Origin of the sequence: Microvirga aerophila, from assembly GCF_003332305.1 — a bacterium.
Taxonomy (GTDB): domain Bacteria; phylum Pseudomonadota; class Alphaproteobacteria; order Rhizobiales; family Beijerinckiaceae; genus Microvirga; species Microvirga aerophila.
Genome location: NZ_QOIO01000001.1, coordinates 236060 through 252544, shown reverse-complemented (window position 1 = coordinate 252544; position 16485 = coordinate 236060). Strand labels below are relative to the sequence as shown.

Here is a 16485-nt window from a genome sequence, read left to right as displayed (position 1 = left end):
GAGCGGCGGGCCACGAGCCCGCCGCTCGTCTTTCGAAGGGTTAAGCCTATGCCCGTCTCGCCCATACAGGCCCACACACTCAAGCATCGCAGCTGGGTAGCGTTTCTCGTCATCCCGCCTGTCGTCTTCATGTCCCTGTTCGTAGTCTATCCCATCCTGTCGGCGTTCGCTTACGCCTTCTATGAGTGGCGGGGCTTGGCGCGCGGCGAGTTCGTGGGCTTGGCGAACTTCAAGGAAGTGCTGTTCGGGCCCACCATGGCGCCCGTTGTCTGGAACGCCTTCCTTCATAACGTCTATGCGCTCATCGCGCTGATGATCATCCAGAACGGCGGCGGTTTTCTTCTCGCGTGGCTCCTCTACAAGGAGCCTTTCGGCTACCGCTTCCACCGGCTCGCGGTCTTCGTTCCCGTGGTGCTGTCGACGATCATCGTGGGCTTTCTCTGGAAGCTTTTTCTCAATCCCAATTTCGGCCTCGTGAACCAAGCGCTAAATTCGGTGGGGCTCGACGCCCTGGCAAAGCCCTGGCTTGGCGATTCCTCGACCGCGCTCGGCGCGTTGATCCTCGCTAATGCCTGGCACTTCATCGGCTTTCCGACGCTGGTTTATCTTGCGGGCATGCAGCGTATCCCCTCCGAGATCATCGAGGCGGCGCGCCTCGATGGCACGAACGAGTGGCAGCTTCTCAAGAACATCGTGTGGCCGCTCGTTGCACCGAGCACCACGATCCTGTTCACGCTGCTCTTCATTGGCGCTTTCAACTGGTTCGAGATCCCTTACGTGATGGCCGGGCTCGACGGCTCGCCCTTCGGTTCCACTGACGTGCTGGGTCTCGTATTCTACCGCACGGCTTTCGGCAATCAGAGCGCCAGCATTCAGAATTTCGGCCAGGGTTCCGCTCTCGCCACGATGATCTTCCTGTTCATCGTGGTGTTCGCATCGGCGCTGACTCTGTGGCTGCGTCGCCGGGAGATCCAGTTTTGAACACCAAGGCCCTTGCCGATGACACGGCGTCCCAGCCTGCCTCCTTCGCGTTCCTGGCTCAGGTCATCCTGATCATGAACTCGTTCATCATGCTCTATCCGGTCGTGGTTATGGTCCTGTCGGCCTTCAAGACCACCGGCGAGATTTTCGAGCATCCCTTCGCTCTTCCCGACTTCACGCAGGTCCAGAACTTCACCCGCGTGCTCGGTGAAACCGCGATGCCGACTTACTTCCTCAACTCGATCGTCGTAACGGGTGCGTCAGTCATCCTGATCCTCGTGCTCGGCACAATGGCGGGCTACGCAGTGGCCCGCTACGAATCCCGCACCAACACCTTCATCCTGCTGTTCTTCCTGGCAGGCCTGATGCTGCCCTTGAAGCTTGCGGTGATCCCCCTCTTCATCCTGCTGCGTGACCTCAACCTGCTCGACAGCCGCTGGAGCCTGATCGTTACCTACACGGCCATCGGTTTGCCGTCCGCAGTCTTCATCATGGCGGGTTTCCTACGCTCGCTTCCATCGGAGCTCGAGGATGCGGCCCGCATCGACGGCGCCTCCGAGCCACGGATCATGTGGTCCGTCATGCTGCCCCTCGCGCGGCCACCCATGGCAATTGCGGCGATTCAGAACGCCGTGCCGATCTGGAACGATTTCTTCTTCCCGCTCGTGTTCATCCAGTCCGACCAGTACAAAACATTGCCGCAAGGCCTGACGACCTTCATGGGGGAGTATACGACCGATTGGGGAATGCTGTTTGCCGGGCTGACCATCGCGGCAGCGCCGATCACGCTTCTTTACCTTGCACTGTCCCGGCAGTTCATCCAGGGCATGACGGCAGGTGCGGTGAAATAGGCGCAGATGACTGTCCTGATCCCGAAGGGTGCTCTGATCGTCTCCTGCCAGGCCCGCGCTGACAACCCGCTTCACGGGCCAGTATATATGTCTGCGATGGCCTGCGCGGCGGAGGCAGGCGGCGCGATGGGCGTTCGGGCCAACGGCGTCGCGGACGTGAGAGCCGTACGGGCCGTTACATCCCTGCCGATCATCGGCATCTGCAAGGTCTGGGACGACCGCTTCCCGGTCTACATCACGCCGAGTTTCGAGAATGCATCCTGCATCGCGCAGGCTGGTGCGCACATCATCGGCCTCGATGCAACGCCGCGCCCACGGGACGGGGAACCGGTGGATCGGCTGATCTCCCGTATCAGAACCGAACTCGGCCGCGAGGTCTTCGCCGATATTTCCACCATCGAAGAGGGCAGGGCCGCACATGCATCTGGGGCAACCTATGTGGCGACCACCCTGTCAGGCTACACCGAATATACCGCTACCCAGAAGAACACGGGACCGGATCTCGACCTGATTGCGACTCTGGTGAGTGAGTTGCCACTGCCGGTCGTCGCCGAGGGGCGCTTCGATACTCCCGATCTCGTCGCAGCGGCGTTCGAGCGGGGTGCCCATGCGGTGGTAGTCGGTACGGCGATCACCAATCCGCGAGAGATCACCCGGAGGTTTGTCCGGGCGGCGCAGGCTCGAATGGGTAATAGGGGTTCGTGACACGCTGAGCATTGCGTGCGGGGCCAGCGTCCTGAGAACCCATGCCGCAGCGTCAGCGTTGGTTCGGCAGGGAAGACCAGCAGGTTATAACGCAAACGTGAAAGCGCGCGTAGGCCTGCCGGGTGTACGCATCTTCCGAATGGGTTCCAAAAAGGTGCCGCCATGCTGATCCGCCGCTCCGCCAATATCGTTCCGTCCGAGATCACTCCTCGGGACGTCTACTTCAACCGCCGGCAGCTCATGGCGGGAGCCGCAGGCCTCGTGGCCGCGGCGGCATGGCCCGATGCCCTGAGGGCCGCCCCTCTATCCGCAACCAAGAGCCCGCTTTCGGCGACGGACGAGAAGCTGACGAGCCGCAAGGACATCACAACCTACAACAACTATTATGAATTCGGCACCGACAAAGCGTCACCGGCCCAGAACGCCCATACGCTCAAGACCACGCCCTGGACGGTCAAGGTCGATGGCCTCGTGGCCAAGCCTGCGGCATACGCCGTGGAGGACCTGATCAAGGAGTCCTCCCTCGAGGAGCGGATCTACCGCATGCGCTGTGTGGAAGGCTGGTCCATGGTGATCCCTTGGGTCGGAATTCCTCTCGCTGATGTGATCAAGCGCGTGGAGCCGCAGGGGAGCGCAAAGTACGTGGCCTTTGAGACGGCCTATCGTCCGGATGAAATGTCCGGGGTCGATACCCTCATCCCGATTCTCGATTGGCCCTATGTGGAGGGCCTGCGGATGGACGAGGCCATGCACCCCCTCACCATCTTGGCCGTCGGGCTTTATGGCGAAACCCTGCCGAACCAGAACGGCGCGCCAATCCGCCTCGTGGTGCCGTGGAAGTACGGCTTCAAGGGCATCAAGTCGATCACGCGCATCAGCTTCGTCGAGAAGCAGCCGGAAACTTCCTGGAACAAGCAGGCTTCGAACGAATACGGCTTCTACGCCAACGTGAATCCGGCGGTGGATCACCCTCGTTGGAGCCAGGCGACTGAGCGGCGGATCGGCGAAGGCGGTCTTTTCGTGAAGCGCCGGCCGACCTTGATGTTCAACGGATATGCAGACCAAGTTGCTCAGCTCTACATGGGCATGGACCTGAAGAAGTTCTACTGATGGCCGGACAAGCATCGACCGGAGGGGCCAAGCGCGGCTTTAGCGTGCCTCAGATCCCTAAGATCGCCGTGTACATCGTGGGGTTCGTCCCAGCCGTGTGGCTGTTCTACGAGGGCGTCAACGACCGTCTCGGCGCAGACCCCATGCGCTATCTGGAACAGGCGCTCGGCCTATGGGCCTTGCGCTTCCTGATCGCCAGCCTCACGGTCACGCCGCTTCGACAGCTCTTCAGCGTCAACCTCCTGCGCTACCGCCGAGCGCTCGGATTGCTCGCCTTCTATTATGCGGCCCTGCACCTGCTGATCTATCTCGTGCTCGATCAGGGGCTCGACCTGGCGGCGATTGGAGCGGACATCATTAAGCGTCCCTACATCACCATCGGAATGGCGACCTTCATCATCCTGACTCCGCTGGCCCTCACGTCGAACAATGCCGCCATCAAGCGTCTCGGCGGCCAGGCATGGGCGCGGTTGCATCGCCTCGTCTACGCGGCAGCCATCGGGGCCGTGCTGCATTTCGTGCTGGTGGTGAAGTCCTGGCCCTTGGAGCCTCTGGTCTATGCAGCCATCGTGATGGCGCTTCTGGGCTATCGGCTCGCGCGTTCGTTCACGAAGAAGCCCTCTCCCAGAAGACGCCCTGCTTGAAGGCTTTGCCGGGTTCATTAGGATGCTCCCATGGGGGCGGCCCCCATGGGAGGAGAATATGAGGCGGGCGCGTCGCAGCTGGACCAATCCATTTCGGGCCTCGGCCTTCGCGCTTGCTCTTGGCCTCTGGGCTGTTGCGTCTGGGGCGTCGGCCCAGTCCGGCGGCGTGGTAATCTTCGCGGCGGCAAGTCTCAAGAACGCCCTGGATGATATCAACGCGGCCTGGTCCCGCGGGTCGGAACGAAAGGCCGTGATATCCTATGCGGCGACCAATGCCCTCGCTAAGCAGATCGAGGCAGGCGCGCCGGCCGATATCTTCTTTTCAGCCGATCTCGAATGGATGGATTACGCGGCTTCCAAGAAACTCATCAGGCCCGAGACCCGTGTGCACCTGCTCGGCAACACGCTGGTTCTGGTTGCACCCAAGGATTCGGCCGTACAAGTTTCGGTTCAGCCCGGCCTCGATCTCGCCGGCGTCTTGGGCTCTGGGCGTCTCGCGATGGCCAATGTGGAGGCTGTCCCGGCCGGCAAGTACGGCAAGGCGGCTCTGGAGAAGCTCGGAGCTTGGAACGCCGTGAAGGACAGGGTCGCGCAGGCCGAGAGTGTTCGTGCCGCCTTGCTCCTCGTGTCGCGCGCGGAAGCCCCCCTGGGCATCGTCTATCGGACCGACGCCGTCTCGGACCCGAATGTCAAAATCCTCGGAACCTTTCCGGACGGGAGTCATGAACCTATCGTGTATCCGGTGGCGCTGATGGTGGATTCAAACAAGCCGGACGCGCAGGCATTTCTCGATTATCTGCGCTCGGGTAAAGCGCGGAGCTTGTTCGAGGCTCAAGGTTTCACCGTCATCAACAAGCCGGCAACCGGTTCGTGAGCGACTGGCTTTCCCCCGAGGAGTGGATTGCGGTCTGGCTCAGCCTCAAAGTGGCCCTGACCGCCATGGCCGCAAGCCTCATCCCCGGCATCGCCGTTGCGTTGCTGCTGGAACGGGGACGCTTCTGGGGCCGGCAGGCGCTCGACGTCCTTGTCCACCTGCCCCTGGTCCTGCCGCCGGTCGTCGTGGGCTACGCGCTGCTGCTGAGCTTCGGGCGGCGCGGCCCTGTCGGATCCTTTCTGTCCGAGGAGTTCGGAATCGTCTTCTCGTTCCGATGGACGGGCGCCGCTCTGGCCTGCGCCATCATGGGGTTTCCCCTGCTCGTGCGGGCGATCCGCCTGTCTGTCGAGGCGGTGGATCACAAGCTTGAGGATGCAGCCGGTACGCTGGGGGCCGGTCCCGTCTGGGTCTTCTTCGTGGTGACCTTGCCGCTGATCCTGCCGGGGATCGTCGTCGGCATGATCCTGTGTTTCGCCAAGGCCATGGGTGAGTTCGGGGCGACCATCACGTTCGTGTCCAACATCCCGGGCGAGACGCAGACCATTCCGTCTGCCATCTACACCCTGACCCAAGTGCCAGGAGGCGAGGGAGGAGCCCTACGCTTGACCCTGGTGTCGGTGATCATTTCGATCGGCGCGCTCTGGATTTCAGAGTGGCTGGCGCGGCGGGTGCGGCGGAGGCTTTTGGCCTGATGAGCATCGAGGTCGACATCCGCCACAAGCAGGGTTCGTTCGCCCTCGATGCCCGGTTTCGCTCCGAGGAGCGCCTGACGGCGTTGTTTGGCTCATCGGGCTCGGGCAAGACCACCCTCGTCAACCTGATCGGCGGGCTGATCCATCCAACCAAGGGGCGGATCGTGGCAAACGGCCGAACCCTCGTCGACACCGATCAGGGCATCCTGATCCCACCGCATCGCCGGCGCGTCGGCTATGTCTTCCAGGAGGGGCGCCTCTTTCCCCATCTGAATGTGCGGCAGAACCTCCTGTTCGGCCGCTGGTTCACGCCCAGGCGTGAGCGCATTGCAAGCTTTGAAGCCGTCGTTGGGCTTCTCGGCATCGAACACCTGCTGACCAGGCGACCCTCGACCCTCTCAGGCGGGGAAAAGCAGCGGGTCGCCATCGGGCGGGCTCTCCTTGCCGATCCTCAGCTCCTGTTGATGGACGAGCCCCTTGCGTCTCTGGACGACGCGAGAAAGGCCGAGATCTACCCCTATATCGAGCGGCTGCGGGACGAGGGCGGGATTCCGATCATCCTCGTCAGCCACTCGGTGGCCGAGATCGCTCGTCTGGCAACCGCCGTCGTGGTCCTCTCCGACGGGCGGGTCACCGCATCGGGACGTGCCGGAGACGTTCTGCGCCATACCAGCCTCTTGCCCCAAACCGGCCCGACCGAGGCCGGGGCTTTGCTCGACACGCGGGTGTTGCGGCACGAGGACGAGTACGGATTGACGGTTCTGGAGGTGAGGGCAGGTCCATTGTCGGTTCCGCGTCTCGATCTTCCTATTGGCGCCCCTTTGCGTGTGCGCCTTCGGGCACGGGACATCATCCTGTCCTTGAACCCGCCGGAGACGATCAGCGCCCTGAATGTGCTGCGCGGAACGGTTTCCTCGATCGACGAACCGGATGCGTCGAGCGTGGATGTCACGGTCGATTGCGCCGGGGACATCATAGTCGCCCGCGTGACGCGAAAATCCGTCGAGGGATTGGGGCTGACGCCCGGATCGGAGGTTCATGCCATCATCAAGAGCGTGGCCTTCGATCAGCAGACCTTCGGCGGCACCTGCTAGAGCATCGTGCGGAAAGGCGGCCCGGGCTTTCGGCTCCGCCGATGCGCCAGGAGTGCCAGGAGTGAATGGGCGAAAAACCTCTTGCGAGGGTTGCACCCCGAGACCGGGTGTGTAGCTTTGCGCTCAATCCCATGAATGATTTTTCGAGAGATGCGAACATGAACGAGCAATTCCGGAATCCCTCCGAGGCTACGTCCCACGCCGTGCTTCTCGACCGTCTGGCCGAGGTAGCGGTGCGTGTCGGACTGGGGCTGAAGCCGGGCCAGGAGGTCGTCATGACCGCTCCGCTCGAGGCGGTGGCCCTGGTGCGCCGGATCACCGAGCATGCCTACAAGGCGGGCGCTTCCCTGGTATCGACCTTCTTCTCCGACGAGGAGGCGACGCTGATGCGCTTCCGCCATGGGCGGGAGGAGAGCTTCGATGCGGCCTCGGCTTGGCTGTACGAGGGAATGGCCACGGCCTATAAGAACGGCGCAGCTCGGCTGGCCATCGTAGGCGAGGATCCCTCGCTGCTTGCCGGTCAAGATCCCGAAAAGGTCTCGCGTGCCAATCGTGCCCGGTCCAAGGCCTATATGCCGGCCCTGAACCTGATTGCCGGTTTCGACACCAACTGGACCATCGTGTCCGCCGCGACGCCCGCATGGGCGAAGGCGGTCTTCCCCAACGACCCGGAGGAGGTCGCCGTGGCCAAGCTGTGGCGGGCGATCTTTGCAGCGTCCCGGGCGGACACGCCGGACCCGCTGGCGAGCTGGGAGGAGCATAACGCGAGCCTGCAGACCCGCACCCGCATGCTGAACGAGAAGAACTACGCGGCGCTCCACTTCCGTGGGCCGGGCACGGATTTGCGCGTGGGCCTCGCCGATGACCACGAATGGAATGGCGGATCGACGAAGGCCAAGAACGGCGTTGTCTGTAACGCTAATATTCCCACCGAGGAGGTCTTCACCACGCCGCACAAGGACAGGGTCGACGGCTATGTGACCAGCACGAAGCCGTTGTCCTATCAGGGAACCTTGATCCAGGACATTCAGGTTAGGTTCGAGGGCGGCAAGATCGTCGATGGCAAGGCGCGGACCGGTGAGGCCGTGCTCAACAAGGTCCTGGAGACCGACGAGGGAGCCCGCCGTCTCGGCGAGGTGGCGCTCGTGCCCTATTCGTCGCCCATCTCCCAGAGCGGCCTTCTGTTCTACAACACCCTCTTCGATGAGAATGCCTCCAGTCACATCGCCCTGGGCCAAGCCTACAGCAAGTGCATCAGGAACGGCGGGACCATGAGCGAAGACGAGCTCGCCGCGCGTGGCTCGAACCGCAGCCTGATTCACATTGACTGGATGATCGGCTCTGATCAGATCGATGTGGACGGGGTCACCGCAAGCGGGCAGGCGGAGCCCCTTATGCGCGGAGGCGAGTGGGTGACGCCGTGACAGGAAGCTGGCAGAATTCCCATGGCGGCATCTGTTGCACCTTTATAGTGCCAAACGTTGAGCCAACAGGCTTGACGTAAGCCCTGCCTCGCTGTGTTTTGGGACAGGTATCAAAAAGGTACCGTTTCGATATTCCCTTGGGCGGTACCCTATTGATGAGTTCTTGATTGATGTCGGATATCGCCGTCAGGTCCACACCCGAATCTCTTTTGTCCGTCCGCTCGCTCTCGGTCGAGTTCGGCCCCCGGCATGGGGCGTTCCGGGCGGTCAAGAATGTCAGCTTCGACGTGCTGCCGGGGCAGACGGTGGCGGTCGTGGGGGAATCCGGGTCCGGCAAATCGGTTACGTCCCTGGCAATCATGCGGCTGACTGACTACACGGGCGGCCGCATCGCCAGTGGCGAGGTCCTGTTCCGGACCTCTGCCGGCGAGACAGTCGACCTCGTGAAGGCCTCCGACAGCAAGCTCAGGGAAGTCCGCGGCAACGACATCGCGATGATCTTCCAGGAGCCGATGACCTCGCTCAATCCGGTCTTCACCATCGGCAACCAGATCACCGAGACCCTGACGCTGCATGAGGGGCTTAACACCCGCGACGCACGGCTGCGGGCGAAGGAGCTGTTGCAGAAGGTGCGCCTGCCGGACACCGACAAGCTCCTCGACCGTTATCCCCATCAGCTCTCCGGCGGCATGCGTCAGCGTGTCATGATCGCCATGGCGCTGGCCTGCAACCCGAGGCTCCTCATCGCCGACGAGCCGACGACTGCGCTCGACGTCACGATCCAAGCGCAGATCCTGAACATCATCCGCGATCTTCAAGCCGAGATGGGCACTGCCGTCATCTTCATCACCCACGACATGGGCGTGGTGGCCGAGATGGCCGACGATGTGGTGGTGATGTGGAAGGGCGACAAGGTGGAGCAGGGCCCCGTGCGGGAGATTTACGTCACACCCAGGCATGCCTATACCCGCACGCTTCTCTCGGCCGTTCCGCGCTTGGGCAGCCTGCAGGGCCAGCCGCTGCCCAAGCGGACACCTGTCATGGTGATGGACGGCGAAGTGCCGAAGCAGATTGGCGAGACCCACGTTCAGGACACGGCCGACTACACGAAGCCGATTCTCCAAGTCGACAAGCTGACCACCCGTTTCGACGCGGGAAAAACCTTCTTCGGACGCGTGACGCACCGGGTTCATGCGGTCGAGGAGGTGAGCTTCGACATCTATCCCGGCGAGACGCTGGCGCTTGTGGGCGAATCCGGCAGCGGAAAATCCACCATCGGGCGCACCCTCCAGCAACTCGTGGAGCCGACAGGGGGTATTGTGCGCTTCGATGGTCGCGACATGGCGGCCATGAGCCAGGCTGAGCGGCGTCGTTTGCGACAGGACATCCAGTACGTTTTCCAGGACCCTTTCGCGTCGCTCGACCCGCGCCATACGGTCGGCTACAGCATCGCCGAGCCGATCGTCGTGCACAACCTCATCAAGGACCGCAGAGCCATAGAGCGCCGGGTGCACGAACTACTCGATCAGGTCGGATTGCCGCCGCAGCACGCCAAACGCTATCCGCATGAATTCTCCGGAGGGCAGCGCCAGCGTGTCTGCATCGCCCGCGCACTTGCGAGCAATCCGAAACTCGTCATTGCGGACGAATCCGTCTCCGCACTCGACGTCTCGATCCAGGCGCAGATCGTGAACCTGCTCATGGAACTGCAGGAACGCAGGCAACTGTCTTATCTCTTCATCACCCACGACATGGCGGTGGCGGAAAAGATCAGTCATCGGGTTGCTGTCATGTATCTTGGGCAGATCGTCGAGATCGGCACGCGACAGGCGGTGTTCGAGAACCCGCAGCATTCCTACACCAGAAAGCTGCTCTCAGCGGTTCCCATCGCCGCTCCGGGGCATGAACGCGCCCGCGCACGGATCGAGGGTGAAATCCCAAGCCCCGTGCGGCCGGTCGGACAGGAGCCTGCCATTCATCGCATGCGCGAGGTCGAGCCGGGTCACTGGGCGGCCATCGAAGTCAACCAGCTCCGCGGGGCGGCCTGAACCCTGTGCACGGGAAGCAGCAGATGAAGTTCTCACGAACCTTGAATGCCCTGAGCTGATATGCTGCCGCGGCAATGCATTATGGTGGTGACGCCCAAGGACTTGCGCGATCTTCCGGACACCACATGTCAAATACTGAAATGACCGCTCTTCTCGACGAGCGCATCCCTCGGACCATCGATACCCTTGTGCATGCCTGGGCCACCGGGGAACATCAGGGAGCGCAGCTGGAGGCCTGGCTTTTCGAGGATGAGGCCGCAAGGCGCAGTGCCGAGCAGGTGCTGTCCCAGGGCGGCGTCAAGGCGCGGCTGCGGAGCGCTTACAAGCCGTTGGTTCATGCGTTCCTGGAAGAGATCGATACTGCCGGATTGAAGCGCGCAACGATCCGTTATCCGGTGCATGTGGAAGCGGATCCGAAGCGATTTCTGTCAGAGGCCTATCCGCTGGCAGCGCTGCTCGACGGCGTCGCAATTCATTTCGAGCCTGGCGAAGCAAACCTGATTTATCAGGTGGTCGTCGAATACCAGGATGGCCGCTTGGAAAAACATGAGGTCGTCGCGCCGAACCGCCTCCGTGTCGGCCATCTGGAACAGGTCGATCTGACGCCGACCGGTTGGCTGAAGGTATCCAACCGGCCCCATGGCGCGCCTGATATCGACGAGGGGCTCGAGACCGAAGCCGAAGCCGTCTTCCATACGGTCATGCATGCGGTAGCGGCCCATGAATGGCCGTCCGAAGAGCCCTACGCGGAAACGCTCGCCATCAATGTCCAGATTCCCGGCATCGAGCGCCCTCTCGCGTATGACGACGAGGTCATGAGCACGCGGGAGGCGCTGCACGAGGATTTCTATTTCTCGCTCCTGGAATTCTTCAAGCATAAGTCCGGCCGCTCGCCCGAGGATCGTAGCCTGCAGCCGGGCCAGATCGCGCCCGACATCCGGGCACACGAAGGCGATGCGCACGTGCGTGTCGAACTGCGTCCTTTCGGAACTCCGATCGATCCGGCCCGCGCGGAGCAGGATCTCGAAGCCGCCGATGCAGCTCCTGGATTGGCGCAGATCCATCGTGAACTGGCGGCCCTTCCTGGTGAGCCTTTTGAGGGAGTTTCCCGGGAAGGACGCCCCGTGCGCGGGATCTATCGTCCCGGTTCCCGTCCGGCGGTTCTCGTGAGCGGAGGCCAGCACGCCAACGAGACGTCGGGCCCGGTGGGAGCCCTGCGGGCAGTCCGCCGTTTGCTTGCCGATCCTGAGACGAACATCGCTGTCATTCCCGTCGAGAATCCGGACGGATATGCCCTGCATGGACGTCTCTGCGAAGGCAATCCCCGTCACATGCACCATGCGGCCCGCTACACCTCGCTCGGGAACGACCTGGAATACGACCGGGGGAGTTCAACCTACGAGAAGGGCGCGCGGATCAGCGCGATCGAGATGTCGGGCGCAAAGCTGCACGTGAACCTGCATGGCTATCCGGCCCATGAATGGACGAGGCCTTTCACTGGGTACCTCCCGCATGGATTCGAGCTGTGGTCGATCCCTAAGGGATTCTTCCTGGTGATGCGGCACAATTCTGCCTGGGCTCATCAAGCCAGAGCACTTGTCGAAGCCGTGACGGCGCGTCTCGCAGAGCTGCCCGGTCTCGCCGAGTTCAACCGGCGGCAGGTGGAGATCTGCTCGATTCATTCGGGCGGCACTCCCTACGAGATCATCAATCACGTGCCGTGTCTCCTGAGCCCGGACGAGCGTTACTCGACGCCGCTCACCCTCATCACCGAATTTCCCGACGAAACGATCTACGGCGACGCCTATCGTTTTGCCCATACGGTGCAGATGACGACGGTGCTGGCGGCCGAGGAGGCTTATGCCGAGATGATGATGGCGGTGGCCTGAGCACGGGACTTGATGTCCGGTCCGAACTATGGCCCCTTCGCCAAGCCAGAGAGAGAAGGTCCCATGAATCCCGTCGCTATCGTCACCGCAGCCAGCAAAGGCATGGGCGCAGCCATCGCCAGGGAATTGCACGCCCGCGGGTACCAGCTTGCGCTCCTTGCCCGGTCCGACAACTTGCAGGAGATCGCGGGTGAAACCCAGGCCCTTGCAGTGCAGGGCTCCGTCACCGCACTGTCCGATCTGGAGCGGCTCGTAAGCCAGACCCTCGACCGGTATGGCCGCATCGACGCGGTCGTGAATCATACGGGCCATCCGCCCAAAGGGGATCTTCTGGCCATTCCGGATGCTGATTGGCACGCAGGTCTCGACGTCGTCCTGATGAACGTGGTGCGCATGGCCCGCCTCGTGACGCCTGTGATGGAGAAGGCTAGCCGAGGAGCCATCGTCAATATCTCGACCTTCGCGGCTTTCGAGCCTGATGCGGATTTTCCCGTCTCGGCCAGCCTCCGGGCGGCGCTGGGATCGTTCACGAAACTGTACGCCGACCGTTACGCCCAAGTCGGCATTCGTATGAACAACATCCTGCCGGGCTTCATCGACAGCCTGCCGGAAAAGGCGGACCGCAAAGCTCGCATTCCCATGGGGCGCTACGGCACCGTCGATGAGGTGGCGAAAACAACTGCGTTCCTCCTGTCGGACGATGCGGCCTATATCACTGGTCAGAACATTCTCGTCGATGGTGGACTCGTCCGCGGCCTATAGGGCCGGAACAAGGGGAATCAGCCTGCCGTTAGAGAGGCGAGGCCCAGGCAGTCCCTGGCTTCAGCTTCAAGAGGTGCAGCCATGGCCAGATTGTCCTGGAAGCAGGGCGAGAGCGACGCCACGATCAGGGAAGCCGTTCAGATCGTCCGCGATCAGGGCGAGGAGCTGCCGCCGATCTCTGAGGGACAGGCCTTTGGGGCGTTGTTCGATCGCTTCGCGGACGCCAAGGTGGTGCTTCTCGGTGAGGCGACCCATGGGACCTCCGAGTTCTACCGGGCCCGGGCCGCTATCACACAGCGTCTGATCATGGAACATGGCTTCAACATCGTGGCTGTGGAAGCTGACTGGCCGGACGCGGCTCGTATCGACGCCTATGTGCGGCACAGGCCCGTTCCGGACGGGGATGACGTGGCCTTCGAGCGCTTTCCCATCTGGATGTGGCGCAACGAGGAGGTGGCCGATTTCGTCAACTGGATACGCGACCGCAACAGGGACCTGAAGGAGGATCAGCGCGTCGAGTTCCGAGGGCTGGACGTCTACAGTCTCAATTCCTCCATCCGGGCGGTCCTCGAATATCTCGATAAGGTTGACCCGGACGCTGCCGGGGACGCGAGGGGGCGCTATGGCTGCCTCAGCCCCTGGCAGTCCGATCCGGCCCAATATGGCCGCGCCGTCATGACCGGCCGGAAGCGGCCCTGCGACGAGGCCCTGCTGACCCAGCTTCAGGAAATCCTCGATCGGAGGATTGAATACCTGCAGGCGGACGGGGGCGAAGCCTTTTTCGACGCCGTCCAGAATGCCAAGATCGTGCACTCGGCGGCGCATTACTACCGGATCATGTACGAGGGCTCGACTGAGTCCTGGAACCTGCGCGACCGGCACATGTTCGACACCCTTCAGAGTCTCCTGGCCAGACGAGACAACGCCAAGGCCGTGGTCTGGGCGCACAACTCCCATATCGGCAATGCCGCTGCCACGGCCATGGGCTGGCAGGGCGAGTGGAACATCGGGGAGCTCTGCCGCAAAGCCTACCAGGACGATGCGGTCCTCATCGGGTTCGGCACGGATCGGGGCACGGTGGCGGCCGCCACCGACTGGGACGGGCATATGGAGGTCAAGACGGTTCTCCCGGCCCGGCCCGACAGCCATGAGCGCATCTTCCGCGACACGGGCCTGGGCTGCTTCCTGACGGATTGGCGGCAAACCGGCCAGCACGGGTTGAAGGACGCCCTCGCGCGGCCGCGGCTGGAGCGGGCCATCGGGGTCATCTACCGGCCGGACACCGAGCTCTACAGCCACTACTTCGAGGCTGTCATGGCCGACCAGTTCGACGCCTTCGTGTGGTTCGAGGAAACCAAGGCGGTGACGCCGCTGACAAGGGCGCACGGACAGGGAATGCCGGAAACCTACCCCTTTGGCCTCTAGACGTGAGACCTCCAAGCGCCTTGCCGGTCTGGGCCGCCCCTGCTAACTGACGCGCAATCCATTCATCGCGTTCAGCATTCAGCAGGGTTTTTGCCGTGTCCCGTCAGTTCATCTACCACATGCGTGGTCTGTCCAAGTCCTACCCCAATGGCAAGAAGGTCCTGGATAACGTTCACCTGTCCTTCTATCCGGACGCCAAGATCGGTGTGCTGGGCGTCAACGGCGCCGGTAAGTCGACCCTGCTGCGCATCATGGCGGGAATCGACAAGGATTGGAACGGCGAAGCTTGGGTCGCCGAGGGGGCGCGGGTCGGTTACCTGCCGCAGGAGCCTCAGCTCGACCCGACGAAGAACGTGCGCGAAAACGTCATGGAGGGCGTTGCCGCCAAGAAGGCGATCCTCGACCGCTACAACGAACTCGCCATGAACTACTCGGACGAGACGATGGACGAGATGACTCGACTCCAGGACGAGATCGAGGCGAAGGGACTCTGGGACCTGGACTCTCAGGTTGATCAGGCCATGGATGCCCTGCGCTGCCCGCCTGACGATTGGTCGGTGGACAAGCTCTCGGGCGGCGAGCGCCGCCGCGTGGCGCTCTGCAAGCTGCTCCTCGAACAGCCGGAACTTCTCCTCCTCGACGAGCCGACCAACCACCTGGACGCCGAGACCACCGCTTGGCTCGAAGGCCATCTGCGCAGCTACCCGGGCGCCATCCTGATCGTCACCCACGACCGCTACTTCCTCGACAACGTGACCGGCTGGATTCTCGAGCTCGACCGTGGCCGGGGTATTCCGTACGAGGGCAACTACTCCTCCTGGCTCGAGCAGAAGCAGAAGCGCCTCGAGCAGGAGGGACGAGAGGACGAAGCCCACAAGCGTACGATCGAACGGGAGCGCGAGTGGGTGTCGGCCTCTCCCAAGGCCCGCCAAGCCAAGTCGAAGGCCCGTATCCAGCGCTACGAGGAGCTCGTCGCCAAGGCCAACGAGAAGGGCCCCACCACGGCTCAGATCATCATCCCCATCGCCGAGCGGCTGGGCAACAACGTCATCGAGTTCGACGGCCTCAAGAAGGCCTTCGGCGACAAGCTGCTCATCGACGGCCTGTCCTTCAAGCTGCCGCCGGGCGGCATCGTCGGCATCATCGGCCCGAACGGCGCCGGTAAGACCACTCTGTTCCGCATGATCACCGGGCAGGACCAGCCGGACGAAGGCAAAATCGAGATCGGAGAAAGCGTGAAGCTGGGCTACGTGGACCAGAGCCGCGACTCGCTGGACGCCAACAAGACGCTCTACGAGGAAATCTCGGGCGGCAACGAAGTGCTCTACCTCGGCAAGCGGGAAATCAATGCCCGCGCCTATTGCGGTGCGTTCAACTTCAAGGGGGGCGACCAGCAGAAGAAGGTCGGCGTGCTCTCGGGCGGCGAGCGCAACCGCGTGCACCTCGCCAAGATCCTGAAATCCGGCTCGAACGTCCTTCTTCTCGACGAACCGACCAACGATCTCGACGTCGACACCTTGAGGGCTCTCGAAGAGGCCTTGGAGGATTATGCGGGCTGCGCCGTGATCATCAGCCACGATCGCTGGTTCCTCGACCGCATCGCCACCCACATCCTCGCTTTCGAGGGCGACAGCCATGTGGAATGGTTCGAGGGCAACTTCGCAGATTACGAGGAGGACAAGAAGCGCCGCCTCGGGACGGATTCCACCATTCCGCACCGGATCAAGTACAAGAAGTTCGCGCGATAACGGCTAAATTACTATTCTGTAGCGACTTGGATGGCCGCCCGTACGGGCGGCCATTTGCATTGAAGGCAGTCGGATAGCAAGGAAAGAGGCGATAATTTTGCTTCACGCGACTGAGCGGGTTTTAGAAAAGCCTCTAGTTGTGCGGGCATGAAAATTCATCGCGAGTTCAGTTAGAAAGCGTTATTATTTGTTCGTAACTTTTAGGAGCAAAGTTCTGAAAGGTCGCTCCTTTGGAGGG

14 protein-coding genes are annotated in these 16485 nt (G+C 62.4%); all 14 read left to right on the top strand.

The window, feature by feature from the left end; genetic code table 11:
• Positions 1-48: 48 nt before the first annotated feature.
• The 14 genes from DRB19_RS01165 to ettA all read left to right on the top strand — a co-directional run bounded on the left by DRB19_RS01165 (position 49) and on the right by ettA (position 16247).
• Positions 49-981, top strand: a complete 933-nt coding sequence (locus tag DRB19_RS01165) for a carbohydrate ABC transporter permease (RefSeq protein WP_114184173.1) — start codon at positions 49-51, stop codon at positions 979-981.
• On the top strand, positions 978-1832 hold the full coding sequence (locus DRB19_RS01160) for a carbohydrate ABC transporter permease (RefSeq protein ID WP_162815546.1): 855 nt from the start codon (positions 978-980) through the stop codon (positions 1830-1832). Before DRB19_RS01165 ends, DRB19_RS01160 begins: the two co-directional genes overlap by 4 nt.
• A 6-nt stretch (positions 1833-1838) precedes the next feature.
• Entirely contained in the window at positions 1839-2537 is a 699-nt protein-coding gene (locus tag DRB19_RS01155) for an N-acetylmannosamine-6-phosphate 2-epimerase (protein ID WP_114184172.1), read from the top strand.
• Between the two features lie 162 nt (positions 2538-2699).
• Positions 2700-3647 (top strand): protein-methionine-sulfoxide reductase catalytic subunit MsrP, encoded by a 948-nt coding sequence (msrP, locus tag DRB19_RS01150; protein WP_114184171.1) that lies wholly within the window; start codon positions 2700-2702, stop codon positions 3645-3647.
• A complete protein-coding gene (gene msrQ, locus DRB19_RS01145; protein WP_114184170.1) occupies positions 3647-4291 on the top strand; it encodes a protein-methionine-sulfoxide reductase heme-binding subunit MsrQ in 645 nt (214 codons plus the stop codon). Before msrP ends, msrQ begins: the two co-directional genes overlap by 1 nt.
• A 58-nt stretch (positions 4292-4349) precedes the next feature.
• Positions 4350-5165: a molybdate ABC transporter substrate-binding protein gene (gene modA, locus DRB19_RS01140; protein ID WP_114184169.1), complete on the top strand. Its 816-nt coding sequence runs from the start codon at positions 4350-4352 to the stop codon at positions 5163-5165.
• Complete coding sequence (gene modB, locus DRB19_RS01135; protein WP_114184168.1) at positions 5162-5857, top strand: molybdate ABC transporter permease subunit; 696 nt, start codon at positions 5162-5164, stop codon at positions 5855-5857. The genes modA and modB overlap by 4 nt, the downstream gene beginning before the upstream one ends.
• A complete protein-coding gene (modC, locus tag DRB19_RS01130) occupies positions 5857-6951 on the top strand; it encodes a molybdenum ABC transporter ATP-binding protein (protein WP_114184217.1) in 1095 nt (364 codons plus the stop codon). The genes modB and modC overlap by 1 nt, the downstream gene beginning before the upstream one ends.
• Positions 6952-7109: 158 nt before the next feature.
• A complete protein-coding gene (locus tag DRB19_RS01125; RefSeq protein ID WP_114184167.1) occupies positions 7110-8375 on the top strand; it encodes an aminopeptidase in 1266 nt (421 codons plus the stop codon).
• A 170-nt stretch (positions 8376-8545) separates the two neighbouring features.
• Positions 8546-10423, top strand: a complete 1878-nt coding sequence (locus tag DRB19_RS01120; protein ID WP_114184166.1) for an ABC transporter ATP-binding protein — start codon at positions 8546-8548, stop codon at positions 10421-10423.
• A gap of 125 nt (positions 10424-10548) precedes the next feature.
• Positions 10549-12312: a M14 family zinc carboxypeptidase gene (locus DRB19_RS01115; protein WP_245439213.1), complete on the top strand. Its 1764-nt coding sequence runs from the start codon at positions 10549-10551 to the stop codon at positions 12310-12312.
• 63 nt (positions 12313-12375) lie between these two features.
• Entirely contained in the window at positions 12376-13074 is a 699-nt protein-coding gene (locus DRB19_RS01110; RefSeq protein WP_114184216.1) for an SDR family oxidoreductase, read from the top strand.
• A gap of 81 nt (positions 13075-13155) precedes the next feature.
• Positions 13156-14499, top strand: a complete 1344-nt coding sequence (locus tag DRB19_RS01105) for an erythromycin esterase family protein (protein WP_114184164.1) — start codon at positions 13156-13158, stop codon at positions 14497-14499.
• A 95-nt stretch (positions 14500-14594) separates the two neighbouring features.
• Positions 14595-16247, top strand: coding sequence for an energy-dependent translational throttle protein EttA (ettA, locus tag DRB19_RS01100; protein WP_114184163.1), 1653 nt, complete (start codon positions 14595-14597; stop codon positions 16245-16247).
• The last annotated feature ends 238 nt before the right edge of the window (positions 16248-16485 follow it).